Below are 17,578 nucleotides of genomic sequence, written 5' to 3' on the forward strand. Positions count from 1 at the left end.
GAACAAACAATGCTGAGCGGGTTCCCGTCAGTCATTCGGGTGAGAAAGCCGCTAGCATGCTGCGACTTCAGGGAAGAAAGGTAACGACAGACTATGACGTATTTAGACAAGCATACCGGGGGCATAGAATGTCGGTAGAGAGAAAAAATCCGCAACGCGTATTCGCGTTATACTGCGCTTTAATTTGTAGCCTGATGCCGGTATTTACAGCATCAGCCACCGCGCCAGTCATGCCTGTAGATTCATCTTCAGCACTGTCCACATCGTCAAAAAGTATGACGGTCGCACAAAGCCGCTCTCAGTTATTGGCGACGTTACCGAAAAACGTCACGCCATTCTATGCTTCGGAGTTAGCGCTGCTTTATGCCGCTAATCAAATGCAGCCCATGTGGCAGGATAGAACGGCTGTTCAGCATTTTCAGCAGCAATTGGCTGAAGTGGCACTCTCCGGTATTCAACCACAATTTATGCAGTGGGTGAAATGGCTGAGTGATCCTGAAATTACTGGCATGGCCCGCGATGTTATTTTGTCTGATGCCATGTTGGGGTATTTGCACTTTATCTCAGGTGTTGGCGCGAATGGCAGTGTCTGGCTCTATAGCAATGTGCCGTACAAGATGGCTATGCCGCCGACTACGATTTTAAATCGCTGGCAGCAGGCCGTACACGAAGGGACCACTGCGCCTTATCTGGCCTCACTGGCTCCTCAGCATCCGCAATATGAAAAAATGCATCAGGCGCTGAAACAACTGTTGGCTGACCGCCGTCCATGGCCGCAAATGGCCAATGGCCCGAGTTTACGCCCAGGCCAACTCAGTGACGATATTCCCGCTCTGCGGGAGATTCTCGACAGAACCGGCATGCTGCATCCGGTGGCTGCGGTTCCCGCGAAAGATACCGAAGTTATCCCCGTGGATAACCCGGCAGCCGCGGTTGTTAATGATGACCTCTCGGTTGATGAAGAGAAAAGCCGTGCCCAGGCCCACAGTTTGGTGGTAAGCCCATCGGCGGCACCGGTCGCGGATGTCCCGGTTACTGAAGGGGTGGTTGCGCCATCATCATCACCACTGACGGCGACTGCCGCAGTGACTGATAATGTTTACACTCCAGAGCTGATGGAGGCCGTCAAACGTTTTCAACAGTGGCACGGGCTGAGTGATGATGGGGTTATCGGGGTTCGGACTCGCGAATGGCTGAATGTTTCGCCGCAAATGCGGGCAACATTATTAGCATTGAATATTCAGCGATTACGTATTTTGCCGGGCCGGGTAGACAACGGCATTATGGTTAATATCCCGAACTATTCGCTGAATTATTATAAGAATGGTACAGAGGTGCTCTCATCGAGAGTGATTGTTGGCCGTCCAAGCCGCAAAACACCACTCATGAGCAGCGCGTTGAATAATGTGGTGGTGAACCCGCCCTGGAACGTGCCGACATCCCTGATACGTCAGGATATCGTGCCAAAAGCGCGTTATGATTCCAGCTATTTCCAGCGCCACGGCTATACCGTATTGTCCGGCTGGAGTAACGATGCTGAAGTCGTCGATCCTTCGATGATCAACTGGAACATGATTTCGCCGAATAATTTCCCCTATCGTCTACGTCAGGAGCCTGGCGCCAGTAATTCCTTGGGGCGCTTCAAGTTTAATATGCCAAGCTCGGATGCTATTTATTTGCATGATACGCCGAACCATGGCTTGTTCCAGAAAGATATCCGGGCACTTAGTTCTGGTTGTGTTCGAGTGAATAAAGCCTCTGATTTAGCCAATATGCTGTTGCAGGATGCGGGTTGGAATGATGCGCGAGTGTCCTCGACCTTAAAGCAGGGAAATACCACTTACGTCAACATTCGCCAACGTATCCCGGTACAACTGTATTACCTGACGGCATGGGTTGCCGACGATGGCAAACCGCAGTTTAGAACAGATATTTACAATTATGATATGACGGTGAGATCAGGTTCACAAATCTCCCAACAGGCTGAACTTTTGCTGCAATAAATGCAGTAAAACTCAATAACTAATGGTCTCAATATCGGGTTGTCTTGTGGGCACTCATTAATGGGTGCCCAGCCCCTAAATCTAAACGCACAGTGAATGCGTACCGAATGCGGGTTGACTGGTTTTCCGTAGGCGGTTATGGTTCGGGACGGCACATTTTATAGTGCTTACTTTTGACATTCTTGCCGGGTATTAACAGAGATCATGGATAAAATTGATAATTATCGCCGTAAATGGCTAACGTTAGGCGGGGCAGCGTTGGGTATATCGCTGCTTCCGGGGCAAGCATTCGCTACCCTTTCTACTCCTCGCCCACGTATCTTGACCCTGAATAATTTGAATACAGGTGAGTCGATAAAAGCCGAATTCTTTGATGGTCGAAGCTATAACAAAGACGAACTTTCCCGCTTAAATCATCTATTCCGCGATTATCGGGCTAATAAAGTTAAAACCATCGATCCACGCCTCTTTGATCAACTCTACCGTCTGCAAGGCCTTCTCGGTACCACTAAACCGGTACAGCTTATTTCAGGTTATCGCTCACTTGATACCAATAATGAACTACGTGAACGTAGCCGGGGTGTGGCTAAACATAGCTTCCATACCCAAGGGCGGGCGATGGATTTCCACATAGAAGGCATTCAATTGAGTAATATCCGCAAAGCGGCATTAAAAATGCGCGCAGGTGGTGTAGGATATTACCCTCGCAGTAATTTTGTGCATATTGATACTGGGCCAGCACGAACCTGGTAACACGCATTTTTTGCCAATGCTTCGCAGCTACTGAGTTGGCATTGGGGTTGGAGCTTTATGAAATATCAAATTATTCCGGTGACGGCTTTTAGCCAAAACTGCACACTAATCTGGTGTGAAGCGACAGGGCAGGCCGCACTAGTGGACCCAGGTGGTGAAGCCGCCAAAATTATGGCTGAAGTGGCACGTCAAGGCGTTAAAGTGAGCCAGATTTTACTGACTCACGGTCACCTTGACCATGTAGGTGCTGCCGCAGAATTAGCTGCACATTTTCAGGTGCCTATTTATGGCCCAGAAAAAGAAGACGCTTTTTGGTTAGAAGGATTGCCGGCCCAGAGTAAAATGTTTGGGCTCAGCGAATGTGAGGCTTTTACACCGACTCGCTGGTTAGAAGAGGGTGACAAAGTCACTGTTGGCGAAGTGGAGTTATCCGTCTTACATTGCCCAGGGCATACTCCGGGGCACATTGTTTTTATTGATCAACAGGATCGTTTGGCGCTCGTGGGTGACGTTATTTTTAATGGTGGTGTTGGGCGTAGCGATTTTCCACGCGGCGATCATCAGCAATTAATTAATTCTATCCGAACCAAATTATTACCCTTGGGTGACGATATGACGTTTATTCCAGGCCATGGCCCTATGTCGACGCTAGGTCATGAGCGGCAGACTAATCCATTTATACGAGAAGAACCTGCAATCTGGTGATGCATCAAGTTTACTGTCATATACTCTATGCATAATTCAAGTATTGATCACAATGAAGGCACCTGACGGTGCCTTTTTTACGTTATATTTAATATGAGTGATTAAAGTCTTTTGTGAACAAATAATCAGCTATTTATTGGTACTATAGACATAATGGTGATGGCTATTAAGTCAGCATGTTTTTTACGATATTGATAAGGCGCAGCAAAACAAAAAAGATCTCACTGGTATTAATCCGGCATCGTTCTTTGTTGCCATTTTGAGTTCGTAAAATGACGAACACCTTTCAATGGAATCTACTATGCCATTTCGTCGTTTCAGACTGAATAAGTTACTGTCCCGGCTCGGCTTTGCTTGCATGGTTTTATTACTATTTCTGTTGTTAGGTGCAGTAGTGATTTATGCACAAACCAAGGCCAATATGCATCAGGATGCTGAGGCTAAGTTATTGCAAGCCAGAGCTCGCTTTGATCAAATATTTAATAACTTGCAGCATGCTGCTATTCAGGTAGAAACCGGATTAGGGAAACCTTGTGTGCAAGTTGTACAGAATCTTCGGGATCAAGTGGTAATGATCCCGGATGTTCGCTCAGTCAGTTTAGCGAAAGGCTCCACGATCTATTGTTCCTCAATATATGGCCCACTCGCGACTCCTTTTGATTTAGACGTGTTTGTTAATGGGCAATTGGAATTAATGTCGGGCAATGATGTGACGCCGGATCGCGCTCTGATGGTTTACCGGCTGGAACGCGGTGATTACAGTATTTTGGTTGCCGTCGATGGCTACTACTTACGCAGTATTCTGAATCTCTTGAGCAGCAATGTTGAGCTGCAACTGAGAGTGGGGAATACATGGATGGATGCGGCAGGAATAGTCCATTCAGGTCGCCCGCCAAATGGAGACGAGCCTTTATATTTGGCATCTGAGAAATATGCGTATTCATTAAGTACCACTCTTTCCCATCAGCAATATTTAGATTATGCCTGGCAATATTCGCGAGGCAGCTTAATTTTCTTCATCCTAATGAGTGTCGGGTCTGCCACACTGGTTTTTTGGTTATCGGGTAGGGCGGCATCACCAACCTTAGTATTAAAACATGCATTAGAAAATAATGAATTTATTCCTTATATGCAGCCCATTGTATCCGGTAAGGATCAATGCTGGGTTGGCTGCGAAGTATTAATGCGCTGGCAGCATCCTGGGCATGGTCTAATTCAACCTAATCAATTTATTCCGTTGGCTGAAGACAGTGAACTTATCGTGCCGATGACGCGCTCTATTATGAGACAAGTGAGTGAAAAATTTGCACCTTATGTCAATCAATTGCCTGAAGGTTTCCACTTTGGTTTTAATATTAGCGCCAATCATTGCCGTGATTTGAGTCTGGTAGATGACTGCCGTAATTTTATTGAGGCCTTTGGCTGCAATAAGATCAATATTACGCTAGAGCTAACCGAGCGAAAGTTGATTGTTGCCGATGAGACTACAGATAGGTTATTTGCAGAGCTTCATGCTCTGGGGGTATTTATTGCTATCGATGACTTTGGTACGGGGCATTCAAGTTTGACTTATTTGCAGAAGTTTAAAGTCGACTTTATTAAAATTGACCAAAGTTTTGTCGGCATGATTGGTTCAGATGCGTTGTCGAGCCACATTGTGGGGAATGTTATCGATCTGGCGACACGACTGGGGCTGCAAACTATAGCCGAAGGCGTCGAGAATGATACCCAAATGCGTTATTTACAAGCGCACAAGGTTGATTATCTGCAAGGTTATATGTACGGGCGACCAATGCCAATGAACGAGTTTGCCAAATATATGTTCCATTAAGATTCTTTTGGCTTTATGTATAAAACAAAAGGGTGCCAAGGCACCCTTTTACAGTGAGACATTACCACTTAATCAGAGCACGGCAACGATGGCTTCACACAGTGGTGCCATATTGTCTGGTGTCATGCCAGCAACGTTAACACGGCCAGAATTTACGGCATAAACAGCAAACTCATTGCGCAGACGCAGAACTTGTTCTTTAGTCAGACCGCTGAATGAGAACATGCCGTTCTGGTTAATGATAAAGCTAAAATCTTGCTGAGCGCCTTTTTCCTGCAAGGTATTCACAAACAACTGACGCATACGATGAATGCGTTGGCGCATGTCAGTCAGTTCTTGTTCCCAAATTGCGCGTAGCGCAGGGGTGCTGAGTATGGTCGCAACCACAGAAGCACCATGAGCAGGAGGGTTAGAGTAGTTGGCACGGATAACAGCTTTAACCTGACTGAAAGCAATATCGGCTATTTCACTGCTTGCGGCAACAACAGTACAAGCACCAACGCGCTCATTATACAGGCCGAAGTTTTTGGAGTAAGAACTACAAACAATCAGTTCTTGATGCTTCGCGGCAAAAATACGCAAACCTTGGGCATCTTCTTCCAAACCTTTGGCAAAACCTTGATAAGCGAAGTCAAACAGCGGCAGCCAACCTTTGGCTACAGACAGCTCAGCTAATTGGCTCCACTGGGCTTCTGTTGGATCGATACCTGTTGGGTTATGGCAGCAGCCATGGAATAGCACGACATCGCCCGCTTGGGCTTCTGACAGGCTACTTAATAGGCCATCGAAGTCCAGCGCATGGTTTGCAGCGTCATAATAGGCATATTCAACAACTTCTAATCCAGCAGCAGCGAAGATGTTTTTATGGTTTGGCCAGCTTGGATTGCTGACCCAGACACGTTTGGCGCTGGTTTGGTGGGCAATAAAGTCAGCGGCGATACGTAATCCACCAGTACCACCAGGCGTTTGAGCAGTACGCGCGCGCTTATCAGTAATGATCGCGCTATTGGTACCGAACAGCAGTTCCTGAGTACAACTGGCGAAAACGGGCAGGCCATCAATGCCCAGATAGTTTTTGGTAACTTCATTTTCCAGCAAATACTGCTCAGCTTTTTTTACGCTGGTCAGCACCGGCGTCTTCCCGGTTTCGTCTTTGTAGACACCGATCCCCAGGTTGATTTTATTAGGGCGGTCATCCGCGCGGAAAATATCGGTCAGGCCCAGAATTGGGTCCGCAGGTGCAGCAGTGATTTTTTCAAACATGTCAGAGGCTTCCATGGCTTAGCGTTAAGCAAACAGAACCATCAGGGTAGCGCCAGTTGCGGTCTTTGCCAACCGTTTGCGAGAAAAAGAAATGAATGTTGTGAGGCGGGGGGATTCAGGGTGAAAAATCGGCAGAATAGGTCAATCAGCAGCGTAATATCCCTAGATTGACTAAAGGGAAAACAAAAAGACAGAGCCGAGGCCCTGTCTTTTTTTCAACTTATGTCAGCAGATAAACTGCGTGATTAAGTTTAACTTAGAACTGGTAAACCAAGCCAACACCAACAACGTTGTCTGTGTTCAGACCGTTTTTAACAGTGAAGGTATCTTCGTCCAGCAAGTTGATTTTGTAATCAACATAGGTAGACATGTTTTTGTTGAAGTAGTAGTAAGAACCAACAGAAACATATTTCAACAGGTCATGGTTGTCGCCAGTTGCGTCATTCAGATCCTTGCCTTTAGACTGAACGTAGCCTAAAGATGGACGCAGACCGAAGTCGAATTGGTATTGTGCAGTAATTTCCAGGTCACGAGTTTTGTTCGCGATGGTGTTAGCTACAGTACCGTATGGAGTCATGTTCTGAGTTTCAGCATACATAACAGCCAAGTATACGTTGTTTGCGTCGTATTTAGCACCAACGTTCCATGCTTGAGCTTGGTTGCCTGGAGCGGTAGAAGCATCTTTCTGCAGAGTAGTACGGTTTGCAGTAGAGTAACCAGCACCGAAGTTCACGCCGTAGCCGATATCATAAGTGGAAGACATGCCGAAGCCGTCGCCATTAGATTCTTTAACATCGCCATTACGTTCGTTTTTGCCTTGGTATTGCAGGGCAAAGTTCAGGCCGTCAACCAGACCGAAGAAGTTGGTGTTACGGTAAGTTGCCAGACCAGTAGAACGGCCAGTCATGAAGTTGTCAGAGTTGGAGATTGAGTCACCACCGAACACTGGCAGCATGTCAGTCCATGCGTTGACGTCATAGATTACGCCGTAGTTACGGCCGTAGTCGAATGAACCGAATTCAGCAAATTTCAGACCAGCAAAGCCCAGACGGGTTGCGTTGCCATCTTGAGCGTCACCGCCTTCGGTGTTGTTTGCTTGAACGTTGTATTCCCACTGGCCGTAACCGGTCAGTTGGTCAGTAATTTGGGTTTCGCCTTTGAAGCCAAAACGAACATAAGATTTGTCGCCGTCTTGTTTAGCGTTATCAGAGAACTGGTGACGCGCGTCAACTTTACCGTACAGGTCAAGTTTGTTGCCGTCTTTGTTGTAGATTTCTGCTGCATTAGCTGCGCCAGCTACTAACAATGCTGGGATTACTACTGCAAGAATATTGCGCTTCATCATTATTATTACCCTCATTGGTTTTATTCGGACACCTGCCACTGCCGCCAATAATTTTTTTGGAACTATTGTTGAGAGTTTGGTGTCGTCTGTGTCTGAACGCAGTGTTCCATTCACCGGCCCTATAATCCACACCGAAAATGCTACCAATTACCTGAATATGTTTCATTGGGAAACTATGTGTTACTAAATGTAAATATCAGGGAACTTTGTGACTTAGATCGAACTTTAAAAAATGACAAAAGCCAGCTGAGCTGGCTTTTTTTTATACAAAAATACAAATTTTTTCTAAATGATAAACTTAGAAGCTGGCATTTCTCGGTGTGCGAGGGAATGGAATAACATCACGAACGTTTTGAACTCCTGTTACATAGGAGATTAAACGCTCAAATCCAAGGCCAAAACCTGAATGTGGCACTGTGCCATAGCGACGAAGGTCACGATACCACCAATAATCTTCTTTATTGAGGCCCATTTCTGCCAGACGAGCATCCAGCACATCTAAACGTTCTTCACGCTGTGAACCACCGATGATTTCGCCGATACCCGGGGCAAGGACATCCATCGCGGCTACGGTTTTACCATCTTCATTCATCCGCATATAGAAAGCTTTGATATCTTTCGGGTAGTTTTTAACCACTACCGGCGCTTTAAAGTGTTTCTCAGCTAAATAGCGCTCATGCTCAGAAGACAAATCAATCCCCCAAGACACATCATTTTCAAATTTCTGGCCCGATGCCAGCAAGATTTCAATGGCGTCGGTATAGTCAACCTGAGCAAAGTCAGAAGTCACAAAACGCTGTAAGCGATCTACAGCATCTTTATCTACGCGCTCGGCAAAGAATTTCATGTCATCAGCACGTTCGTTCAGTACTGCCTGGAAAACGTATTTCAACATTTTCTCAGCCAAACCGGCGACATCATCTAAGGAAGCAAAAGCCACTTCAGGCTCTACCATCCAGAATTCAGCCAAATGACGGCTGGTATTGGAGTTCTCTGCCCGGAAAGTTGGGCCGAAGGTGTAAACTTTTGATAACGCACAGGCGTAGGTTTCACCATTCAACTGACCGGATACTGTCAGGAAAGCTTCTTTACCGAAAAAGTCTTCGCTGAAATCGACAGCACCGGTATCTGTGCGTGGCAGATTTTCTAGATCCAATGTGGATACACGGAACATTTCGCCAGCGCCTTCGGTATCTGAGGCGGTGATTAGTGGGGTAGAAACCCAGAAATAGCCATTCTCATCGAAGAAACGGTGAATGGCTTGCGCCAAGGTATGGCGAACGCGAGCAACCGCGCCGATTAAGTTAGTCCGTGGGCGCAAGTGCGCGACCTCACGGAGATACTCGATGCTGTGACGTTTTGCTGCCATTGGGTAGGTATCGGGATCATCGACCCAACCGACGACTTTAATAGCCGTGGCCTGAATTTCAAAACTTTGGCCTTCACCCGGTGATGCAACTACCGTTCCGGTGACTTCTACAGAACAGCCGGTAGTCAGATGCAGCACTTCATCCTGATAATTCGGCAAACTATTATTCACGACGGCCTGTAACGGGTCAAAGCAGGAACCGTCATAAACGGCAACGAAGGAGATACCCGCTTTAGAATCTCTCCGGGTACGCACCCAACCGCGTACGGTGACTTCACTGTCAACCGCAGCACGGCCTTGCAGTACGTCGACTACAGGCACTACGCTCATAGATTTCTCTCTTTAATAAATAGTTTTATAGAAATAGTTAATAACCCAACAAAATGGGGATATTGCTATGTTACTTGTGGCAGTGCAGGACACAAGTAGAAATCACCAAATCGGTGCAACATTTCTAGGGTTAGCTTAAATAAAGACGGCATAAACGGGATAGAGTTTAATAGAGACAATGATGAGGAGACAAAAGATGTCGGTGATATGAATAGCCGGGCAGAATGAGCCCAGCTACTCGTAAACCCGTGAGCAATATGCTAACTGGCTTTCTTAACCAGCGGCAGAGCAAATGCTTCACGTAATTCATCAACAAAAGCCGGGTCGTGGCAAATAGTTTTACCCGGGCTATCAGAAAGCTTAGCGACGGGTTTATCGTTACATTCGACCAGCTTAATAACAATATTAAGTGGTTTGACACCGGGAATATCGCAGGTTAGGCGGGTACCAATACCAAACACCAATTTAATCCGCTGATAGAAATGGCGATATAGCGACAGCGCTTTTTCCAAGTCTAAATTATCAGAGAACACCAGCGTCTTGCTCATAGGGTCAATACCCAGTTTTTCATAATGAGCGATAGCTTTTTCACCCCATTCGACCGGATCACCCGAGTCATGGCGCAATCCCTGATAGCGCTTAGCGAATGTCTCGTCAAAATCGCGCAGGAAAGCATCCATGGTAATGCAGTCGGTTAATGCGACCCCAAGTTGATCGGGATATTCATCTAGCCAAACTTGCAGCGCCACGCGTTGGCTGTTGGCCAGAACCGGGCTTATCTGCTGGTGAGCCTGGAACCATTCATGGGCCTGAGTGCCAACCGGCGTTAAAGATAACTCGCGCGCTAAATCATAATTACTGGTGCCGACCAGATAGGGGAACTCGTCTTTTAAGCTGCTAACAATGGCATGTTGTATCTCGCGTGAGAAACGACGGCGTGTACCAAAGTCCATTAATTTGAAGTGAGTAATATCGATATCAGCACTCAGCGCTTTAAATTGCTGAAGTTTACTACGCAATTGCTTGACGGCTTGAGCGGCGGTGACATGTACAGAACGACGGTGATGTACGATTTCACTGATTACTGCCAGTAATGGCACTTCCCATAGAATCGTTTCACACCACAGCCCGGTAATGCGAATATCTAATTTCCCTTCCTTATTTAATACGCTGACTTGCTCTGGATTAAAACGAAAATCCCGCAGCCAATTCAGATAGTCATCCTGAAAGAAGGGTAAACTTGAAAGATAGATAAACTCATCATCGGTCAATGCCAATTGGCTCATCAATGTTATTTGATGGCGGATTTCGTCGGCATATTCGCCCAACAGCTCATCACCACGGCAGCGAAACTCCGCAGCAACGGTAATATGGCGATAACGATGGAACACTGCTTGTTGCATATGGAGCTTATAAGCATCCGTATCAAGCAATGAAGTCAAAATCGGTGAGGCGTCTTGGGTCATGGCGCTATACAGCATCCTCGTAGGAGCATTTTCCACAGTCGGCATAATCTAAAAGTTGCAGGAGTATACCGGTATTATCCTGTTATTGAAGCCTCATCACACCATAAATGCTAATCAGAGGTCTAGGATTAAACGTGCCATTATCAGCGAAGTCGCTCTTTTCTTAAATGTGTTATGGGATAAAAGCCAAATTTTTAGGTATTTAGATGATGAGAGAGAAATATTGTCTTAAAAAATATAGGGTTATTAACTTGAGTAGAATATCGACAAAGCGTAAGTTTTTATGTCTACGATGGGGAAATGCATCTTGCACATTTCCCCGTCATTATATTTGCATTTCTTAACAATTATTTAATTTTAGTCAAAACGAGGCAAAATTTTAATAAGAGGTAACTAAAGGAGGGCTGACTGGCTTGGTGTTCTTTTATAGATTTTCTGGCTATTTTTAGGCCAGACATAGACGTGGGGTTGTGGTGGTGATTAAGTGAGTATCTGCTTATCTGGGTTTAATTTTATTAATGTGCAGGCTGCTTTTTGTTCGATACAGAATTTGCCGCAATAGCATAGGTTCTCAACTGGGATTTTTTTGCAATTGTGATACATTGAAAAGCTATCTGAGTCTGAGGGCAAAGCCACTGGCAGCCTTGTTTTTAACCCAAAATTATTGGTTTTCACTCAAACATTATTGTTTTTAGCCTAATGTTTTTTAGCCCCAACAACCATAATTGCAGACCTGGTAATCATATTCACTGATGACGTCAAAAGGGTTTCTATGACACAACAGCCGCAAGCTAAATACCGTCACGATTATAAATCGCCGGATTACACTATCACCGATATCAGTCTGGACTTCGCGCTAGATGCACAAAAAACGACGGTAACGGCGGTCAGTAAAGTAAAACGTCAGGGAACAGATGGCGCACCGCTGATTTTAAATGGTGAAGATCTCACATTAATGAGTCTCAGTGTTGATGGGCAAGCCTGGCCACATTATCAGATACAGGATAACGTGCTGGTCATCGAACAACTGCCGGCGAATTTCACACTTACAATTGTTAATGATATTCATCCTGCAACCAACAGTGCGCTTGAAGGGTTATATCTTTCCGGCGAAGCATTGTGTACCCAGTGTGAAGCCGAAGGTTTTCGTCATATTACCTATTATTTAGACCGCCCTGATGTGCTGGCGCGTTTTACTACGCGGATTGTTGCCGATAAAACGCTTTATCCTTATTTACTCTCCAACGGTAATCCGGTGGGGAAAGGCACTTTAGACGATGGTCGCCATTGGGTTAAATGGGAAGACCCATTCCCAAAACCTTGCTACCTATTTGCTTTGGTCGCCGGTGATTTTGATGTTTTACGCGATAAATTCATTACTCGTTCTGGTCGAGAAGTTGCGCTGGAGTTGTTTGTTGACCGTGGCAATTTGGATCGTGCTGATTGGGCGATGACCTCGTTGAAGAATTCCATGAAATGGGATGAGACCCGTTTTGGTCTGGAATATGACCTAGACATTTATATGATTGTTGCGGTTGATTTCTTCAATATGGGCGCCATGGAAAATAAAGGGTTGAATGTATTTAACTCAAAATATGTTCTGGCAAAAGCAGAAACAGCGACAGATAAAGACTATCTGAATATTGAAGCGGTTATTGGCCATGAATATTTCCATAACTGGACTGGTAACCGCGTGACGTGTCGCGATTGGTTCCAGTTAAGTTTGAAAGAGGGGCTAACAGTATTCCGTGATCAGGAATTCAGCTCTGATTTAGGGTCGCGTTCGGTTAATCGCATTGAAAATGTGCGTGTCATGCGCGCGGCACAGTTTGCAGAAGATGCCAGCCCAATGGCTCATGCTATTCGGCCCGATAAAGTTATCGAGATGAACAACTTCTATACCTTGACGGTGTACGAGAAAGGTTCAGAAGTTATCCGCATGATGCATACATTACTGGGTGAACAGCAATTCCAGGCGGGTATGCAACTCTATTTTGAGCGCCATGATGGCAGCGCCGCAACCTGTGATGATTTTGTCCAGGCCATGGAAGATGCATCAAATGTCGATTTATCTTTATTCCGCCGCTGGTATAGCCAATCGGGTACGCCAATCCTGACGGTACGTGATGATTATGATGCGGAAAAACAGCAATATCATCTGTATGTGAGTCAGAAAACATTACCAACCCCCGATCAGCCGGAAAAACTGCCATTGCATATCCCATTGGATATTGAGTTATATGACAGCAAAGGCAATGTTATTCCGTTACAGAGAAATGGCTTGCCGGTTCATCACGTCCTGAATGTGACAGAAGCGGAACAGACTTTTACTTTTGATAATGTTGAACATACGCCGATCCCGTCTCTGCTGCGTGAGTTCTCCGCGCCGGTAAAACTGGATTACACCTACAGTGACCAGCAACTGACTTTCCTGATGCAGCATGCGCGCAATGAATTCTCCCGTTGGGATGCGGCGCAGAGCTTGTTGGCAACGTATATCAAGCTTAATGTTGCTAAATACCAGCAGAAACAGCCGCTGAGTTTACCTAATCACGTGGCCGATGCTTTCCGTGCAATATTGCTTGATGAAAATCTTGATCCCGCTTTAGCCGCTCAGATCCTGACATTGCCATCCGAAAATGAAATTGCTGAGCTGTTTACCACTATTGATCCACAGGCAATCAGTGCGGTGCATGAGGCGATTACTCGTTGCCTGGCTCAAGAGTTGTCCGACGAACTGTTGGCTGTCTATGTGGCGAATATCACCCCAGTCTATCGTATTGAGCACAGTGATATAGCCAAGCGTGCCTTGCGTAATACCTGCTTGAATTATCTGGCGTTTGGTGATGCCGAGTTTGCTAATAAACTGGTCTCTTCGCAATATCATCAAGCCGATAATATGACTGACTCGCTGGCCGCATTAGCCGCATCAGTGGCGGCACAACTGCCATGCCGGGACGAGTTACTGGCTGCCTTTGATGTGCGCTGGAACCATGACGGTCTGGTGATGGATAAATGGTTTGCTCTGCAAGCAACCAGCCCGGCGGTAGATGTTTTGGCGCAAGTTCGCGGGTTGCTTAAGCATCCGGCGTTTAGTTTGAGTAATCCAAACCGTACTCGCTCATTGATTGGTAGCTTTGCTTCCGGCAACCCAGCGGCCTTCCATGCCACTGATGGCAGTGGTTATCAATTCCTGGTGGAAATCCTCAGCGACTTGAATACCCGTAACCCACAGGTTGCTGCTCGTTTGATTGAGCCATTGATTCGTTTGAAACGCTATGATTCAGGGCGTCAAGCTCTGATGCGTCAGGCATTGGAACAGTTGAAAATGCTGGAAAACTTATCAGGTGACCTGTACGAGAAAATCACCAAGGCATTAGCGGCATAAGCTGTTTTTGTATAATGAATAGAGGGCAGTTGTGCCCTCTATTCATGACTGACCCACTCTGCAATACCACTATTCTTTCCATGGCTTTACTTCGCAAACGTTTACTTTCCTGAAAGATGAATTTACCATTCCCGCATCAACGGCTTGTCATCGCTCGCTCAGGAGATTACATGTACTATCCTCTCGTCAAAAAAGCACTCTTTCAGCTTGATCCAGAACGTGCCCATGAGTTTACTTTCCGCCAGCTAAAACGAATTACCGGCACACCGCTTGAGTTTTTGGTACGTCAGTCGGTGCCAACTAAACCGGTAAGTTGTATGGGATTGTCATTCAAAAATCCACTCGGCTTGGCTGCGGGTCTGGATAAAGACGGTGAGTGTATTGATGCTCTGGGGGCAATGGGGTTTGGTTTTATTGAAGTAGGGACTGTGACACCACGGCCGCAGTCAGGTAATGATAAACCCAGACTCTTTAGGATCGTTGAAGCCGAAGGTTTGATCAACCGCATGGGATTTAATAATCACGGCGTTGATAACTTAATTGAAAACGTTAAAAAATCACATTTTGGCGGTATTCTCGGTATTAATATCGGCAAGAATAAAGATACTCCCGTAGAACAAGGTAAAGACGATTACTTGATTTGTATGGATAAAATTTATCCTTACGCTGGATATATTGCGATTAATATCTCTTCACCAAATACACCGGGATTACGAACTTTACAGTATGGCGAAGCATTAGACGATCTGTTAGCTGCAATTAAAAATAAACAAACTGAATTACACCAGCGCCACCATAAGTATGTTCCTGTGGCAGTAAAGATCGCGCCAGATCTTACTGAAGAGGAATTGATCCAAATAGCTGACAGTTTGGTTCGCCATAATATAGATGGTGTTATTGCCACTAATACAACTTTAGATCGTTCCCTCATTCAGGGATTAAATTATTGCGAACAAGCCGGTGGTTTAAGTGGCCGACCATTACAATTACGCAGTACTGAAGTGATTCGTCGTTTATCGCAAGAGCTACAAGGGCGTCTGCCTATTATCGGTGTGGGTGGAATAGACTCAGTAACCGCTGCTCGTGAAAAAATGGCTGCGGGTGCTTCATTGATTCAAATTTATTCCGGATTTATCTTCCGTGGGCCAGGTTTGATTAAGAATATCGTTACTCATATCTAATTATTTATCTTCTTTACTTGCCTGGGGGTTTATTTATTCCCCCAGCTCGTCTATATTTTGTTCCTATAGATTAAATATACATCAAAAACCTTATTTGAATTTAGTCTCATTTGGCGGGTGAAAATCTTGCTCATTGAGTCAATGATGTTGGCGACAATAGTGGGAAGGATAAAATATGCGGATTAAACCAGACGATAAATGGCGTTGGTATTTTGATACCGAACATGATCGACTCATGTTGGATTTAGCTAATGGTATGATATTTCGCTCGCGTTTCCCGTCAAAAATGTTAACCCCTGATGCTTTTGCTGACTCCGCATTTTGTGTTGATGATGCCGCGCTTTATTTTGAATTTGAAGATCAGTGCCGCCAAATTAAAATGGGCCATGAGCAACGTTCAGAATTGATATTAAATGCTTTGGTTGCATTTCGTTTTCTAAAACCTTTAATGCCTAAAAGCTGGTATTTTGCACAACAGCCAAAAGCTTGGTTGCCACAGAATGCTGAATTGGCGACAGTAAAAGTATTGGATAGCGGTGAAGATATTAGTTTATTGGTGGTTGAATCAGGCGACTCTGCCAGCTTATGTTTATTGGCACAATCTCAGGTGGTATTAGCAGGGCGTCAGTTAGTATTGGGTGACGCAATAAAGATAATGAATGATCGTTTGTTACCGCTGGTGATTGAACAGACGTACACCGCGCCAGCCTACGACCGGGCGATGTAATATCCATTATCTTTCAAGCTACAGCCGTGGTGGCTACCTTACTGACGTAAGTTAGTCGGTATTCTCTTATTTACCGCTGAGAGTAATATCCCCTTTAGGGATACAACTGCAACAAAGAATCGTCCCGTCATTACCGATAGCACTCTGTTTTAAAGGTGCGACATCGCCATTGATTAATGTAATTCGACAACTGCCACATATCCCTGCCCGACAAGAGTAAGGTATACGAATATTTTGTTGCTCCAATTGCTCTAATAATACCTGCTGATTATTACCATTAAAGCGGATGCCATTATATTCAATAGACAGCGTTTTGGATTGATCTTGCGGCGCGGCTAAGCTTTCAACCACAGCACCGGCACTATAAGGGCGTGGTGGTTTGGTTGACAGAATTTCGACTTCATCCCCAACCCGAATAATCCCGCTATTTCTGGCCACCATATTTTGGCCAAAGTCGATATCACCATTTTCAGCGGTTCGGAATGTCTGTAGTGTCTGTAAAGGTTCACCTGTAGGATGTTTACGTCCACGTTCAACGCTGACTGTGGTTAATACACAGCGGCTGCATGGTTTGACCAAATCAAAGGTAATATCCCCCACTCGGATAACCTGCCAACTGTCTTCAGCAAAGGCATTGGCCCCCGTCACCACTAAATTGGGGCGGAACTGTTCCAGCTTAATACTGCCGGGGCAGCGCTGCTGTAATTCTTTAAATGATGCTTCATTAATGAGTAAATAAGGGAAGCCATCAGCAAAGGAGAGTGGAATTTTCGGCATCGGTTTTACCCGGCGGGTTAATTCTGCTCCGAGCCAGCGCAATTGCACTTCACGCTGAAAATAGTCACTGAGCCAGTTGTTGATAGCGGGTGGGGCAATTAACGCGGTAAAATGGTTGCCCCAAACTTCAGTGGGTTCCCCATTGGCTAAAAAATCATTAAAGCGGATACTGGCGCTCTCGCCATCGGGGGCAGTAAGGTACAAACCGTCTGGCATTAATGCCGGGGTAAACATGACCATCTTCGGATATTGGCGCGCAGTAATAAAAGTGCCATCCGGTTCGGTAATCATAAATACGCGGTCAAAGGCCAGTCCGCTGCTGCTAACTTGAGCATGAGAAAGCTGCAAGCCGCGCATGGATTTCACCGGATGAACGTAAAGTCGGGAGAGGGTAATCACCATTGCCTCCGTGCGAGTATTAAATTAGAGGGAGCAACTTT

Annotated in this window: 12 protein-coding genes; 7 read left to right on the forward strand and 5 right to left on the reverse strand. The window is 45.6% G+C overall.

Going from position 1 to position 17,578, the window contains the following annotated elements:
• Nucleotides 1–128: 128 nt before the first annotated feature.
• From N0H69_RS11300 to N0H69_RS11315, 4 genes are all read left to right on the forward strand, one after another.
• On the forward strand, nt 129–2,003 hold the full coding sequence (locus N0H69_RS11300; RefSeq protein ID WP_050147282.1) for a L,D-transpeptidase LdtD: 1,875 nt from the start codon (nt 129–131) through the stop codon (nt 2,001–2,003).
• 204 nt (nt 2,004–2,207) lie between these two features.
• Nucleotides 2,208–2,756, forward strand: coding sequence for a peptidoglycan L,D-endopeptidase MepK (gene mepK / locus N0H69_RS11305; RefSeq protein ID WP_050106321.1), 549 nt, complete (start codon nt 2,208–2,210; stop codon nt 2,754–2,756).
• Nucleotides 2,757–2,813: 57 nt separating this feature from the next.
• Nucleotides 2,814–3,461, forward strand: coding sequence for an MBL fold metallo-hydrolase (locus N0H69_RS11310; RefSeq protein ID WP_050106322.1), 648 nt, complete (start codon nt 2,814–2,816; stop codon nt 3,459–3,461).
• 301 nt (nt 3,462–3,762) lie between these two features.
• Nucleotides 3,763–5,292 carry an EAL domain-containing protein gene (locus N0H69_RS11315; RefSeq protein WP_050151063.1) on the forward strand — a complete coding sequence of 510 codons (1,530 nt, stop codon included), beginning with the start codon at nt 3,763–3,765 and terminating at the stop codon, nt 5,290–5,292.
• 72 nt (nt 5,293–5,364) lie between these two features.
• On the opposite strand, the gene N0H69_RS11320 is transcribed toward N0H69_RS11315, so the two are convergent.
• From N0H69_RS11320 to pncB, 4 genes are all read right to left on the reverse strand, one after another.
• Nucleotides 5,365–6,555, reverse strand: a complete 1,191-nt coding sequence (locus N0H69_RS11320) for an amino acid aminotransferase (protein ID WP_050121007.1) — start codon at nt 6,553–6,555, stop codon at nt 5,365–5,367.
• 256 nt (nt 6,556–6,811) lie between these two features.
• Entirely contained in the window at nt 6,812–7,897 is a 1,086-nt protein-coding gene (gene ompF / locus N0H69_RS11325; protein WP_050147316.1) for a porin OmpF, read from the reverse strand.
• A 301-nt stretch (nt 7,898–8,198) separates the two neighbouring features.
• The gene (gene asnS, locus N0H69_RS11330) at nt 8,199–9,599 is read right to left on the reverse strand and encodes an asparagine--tRNA ligase (RefSeq protein ID WP_050147278.1); all 1,401 of its coding nucleotides are present in this window, start codon (nt 9,597–9,599) and stop codon (nt 8,199–8,201) included.
• A gap of 260 nt (nt 9,600–9,859) precedes the next feature.
• Entirely contained in the window at nt 9,860–11,065 is a 1,206-nt protein-coding gene (gene pncB / locus N0H69_RS11335) for a nicotinate phosphoribosyltransferase (RefSeq protein ID WP_050147314.1), read from the reverse strand.
• 772 nt (nt 11,066–11,837) lie between these two features.
• On the opposite strand from pncB, the gene pepN reads away from it, so the two are divergent.
• From pepN to N0H69_RS11350, 3 genes are all read left to right on the forward strand, one after another.
• Complete coding sequence (gene pepN, locus N0H69_RS11340) at nt 11,838–14,453, forward strand: aminopeptidase N (RefSeq protein WP_050121011.1); 2,616 nt, start codon at nt 11,838–11,840, stop codon at nt 14,451–14,453.
• Nucleotides 14,454–14,623: 170 nt separating this feature from the next.
• The gene (gene pyrD, locus N0H69_RS11345) at nt 14,624–15,634 is read left to right on the forward strand and encodes a quinone-dependent dihydroorotate dehydrogenase (RefSeq protein WP_050106328.1); all 1,011 of its coding nucleotides are present in this window, start codon (nt 14,624–14,626) and stop codon (nt 15,632–15,634) included.
• Nucleotides 15,635–15,809: 175 nt separating this feature from the next.
• Nucleotides 15,810–16,361, forward strand: coding sequence for a cell division protein ZapC (locus N0H69_RS11350; protein WP_004709973.1), 552 nt, complete (start codon nt 15,810–15,812; stop codon nt 16,359–16,361).
• A 66-nt stretch (nt 16,362–16,427) separates the two neighbouring features.
• On the opposite strand, the gene N0H69_RS11355 is transcribed toward N0H69_RS11350, so the two are convergent.
• The gene (locus tag N0H69_RS11355) at nt 16,428–17,540 is read right to left on the reverse strand and encodes a YcbX family protein (RefSeq protein ID WP_072077474.1); all 1,113 of its coding nucleotides are present in this window, start codon (nt 17,538–17,540) and stop codon (nt 16,428–16,430) included.
• Nucleotides 17,541–17,578 lie beyond the last annotated feature (38 nt).

This window comes from Yersinia alsatica, assembly GCF_025133195.1.
Lineage (GTDB): Bacteria > Pseudomonadota > Gammaproteobacteria > Enterobacterales > Enterobacteriaceae > Yersinia > Yersinia alsatica.

Coding starts and splice junctions, on each gene's coding strand:
- N0H69_RS11300 (WP_050147282.1), top strand. CDS start 129: ATGTCGGTAGAGAGAAAAAATCCGCAACGCGTATTCGCGTTATACTGC.
- mepK (WP_050106321.1), top strand. CDS start 2,208: ATGGATAAAATTGATAATTATCGCCGTAAATGGCTAACGTTAGGCGGG.
- N0H69_RS11310 (WP_050106322.1), top strand. CDS start 2,814: ATGAAATATCAAATTATTCCGGTGACGGCTTTTAGCCAAAACTGCACA.
- N0H69_RS11315 (WP_050151063.1), top strand. CDS start 3,763: ATGCCATTTCGTCGTTTCAGACTGAATAAGTTACTGTCCCGGCTCGGC.
- N0H69_RS11320 (WP_050121007.1), bottom strand. CDS start 6,555: ATGTTTGAAAAAATCACTGCTGCACCTGCGGACCCAATTCTGGGCCTG.
- ompF (WP_050147316.1), bottom strand. CDS start 7,897: ATGAAGCGCAATATTCTTGCAGTAGTAATCCCAGCATTGTTAGTAGCT.
- asnS (WP_050147278.1), bottom strand. CDS start 9,599: ATGAGCGTAGTGCCTGTAGTCGACGTACTGCAAGGCCGTGCTGCGGTT.
- pncB (WP_050147314.1), bottom strand. CDS start 11,065: ATGACCCAAGACGCCTCACCGATTTTGACTTCATTGCTTGATACGGAT.
- pepN (WP_050121011.1), top strand. CDS start 11,838: ATGACACAACAGCCGCAAGCTAAATACCGTCACGATTATAAATCGCCG.
- pyrD (WP_050106328.1), top strand. CDS start 14,624: ATGTACTATCCTCTCGTCAAAAAAGCACTCTTTCAGCTTGATCCAGAA.
- N0H69_RS11350 (WP_004709973.1), top strand. CDS start 15,810: ATGCGGATTAAACCAGACGATAAATGGCGTTGGTATTTTGATACCGAA.
- N0H69_RS11355 (WP_072077474.1), bottom strand. CDS start 17,540: ATGGTGATTACCCTCTCCCGACTTTACGTTCATCCGGTGAAATCCATG.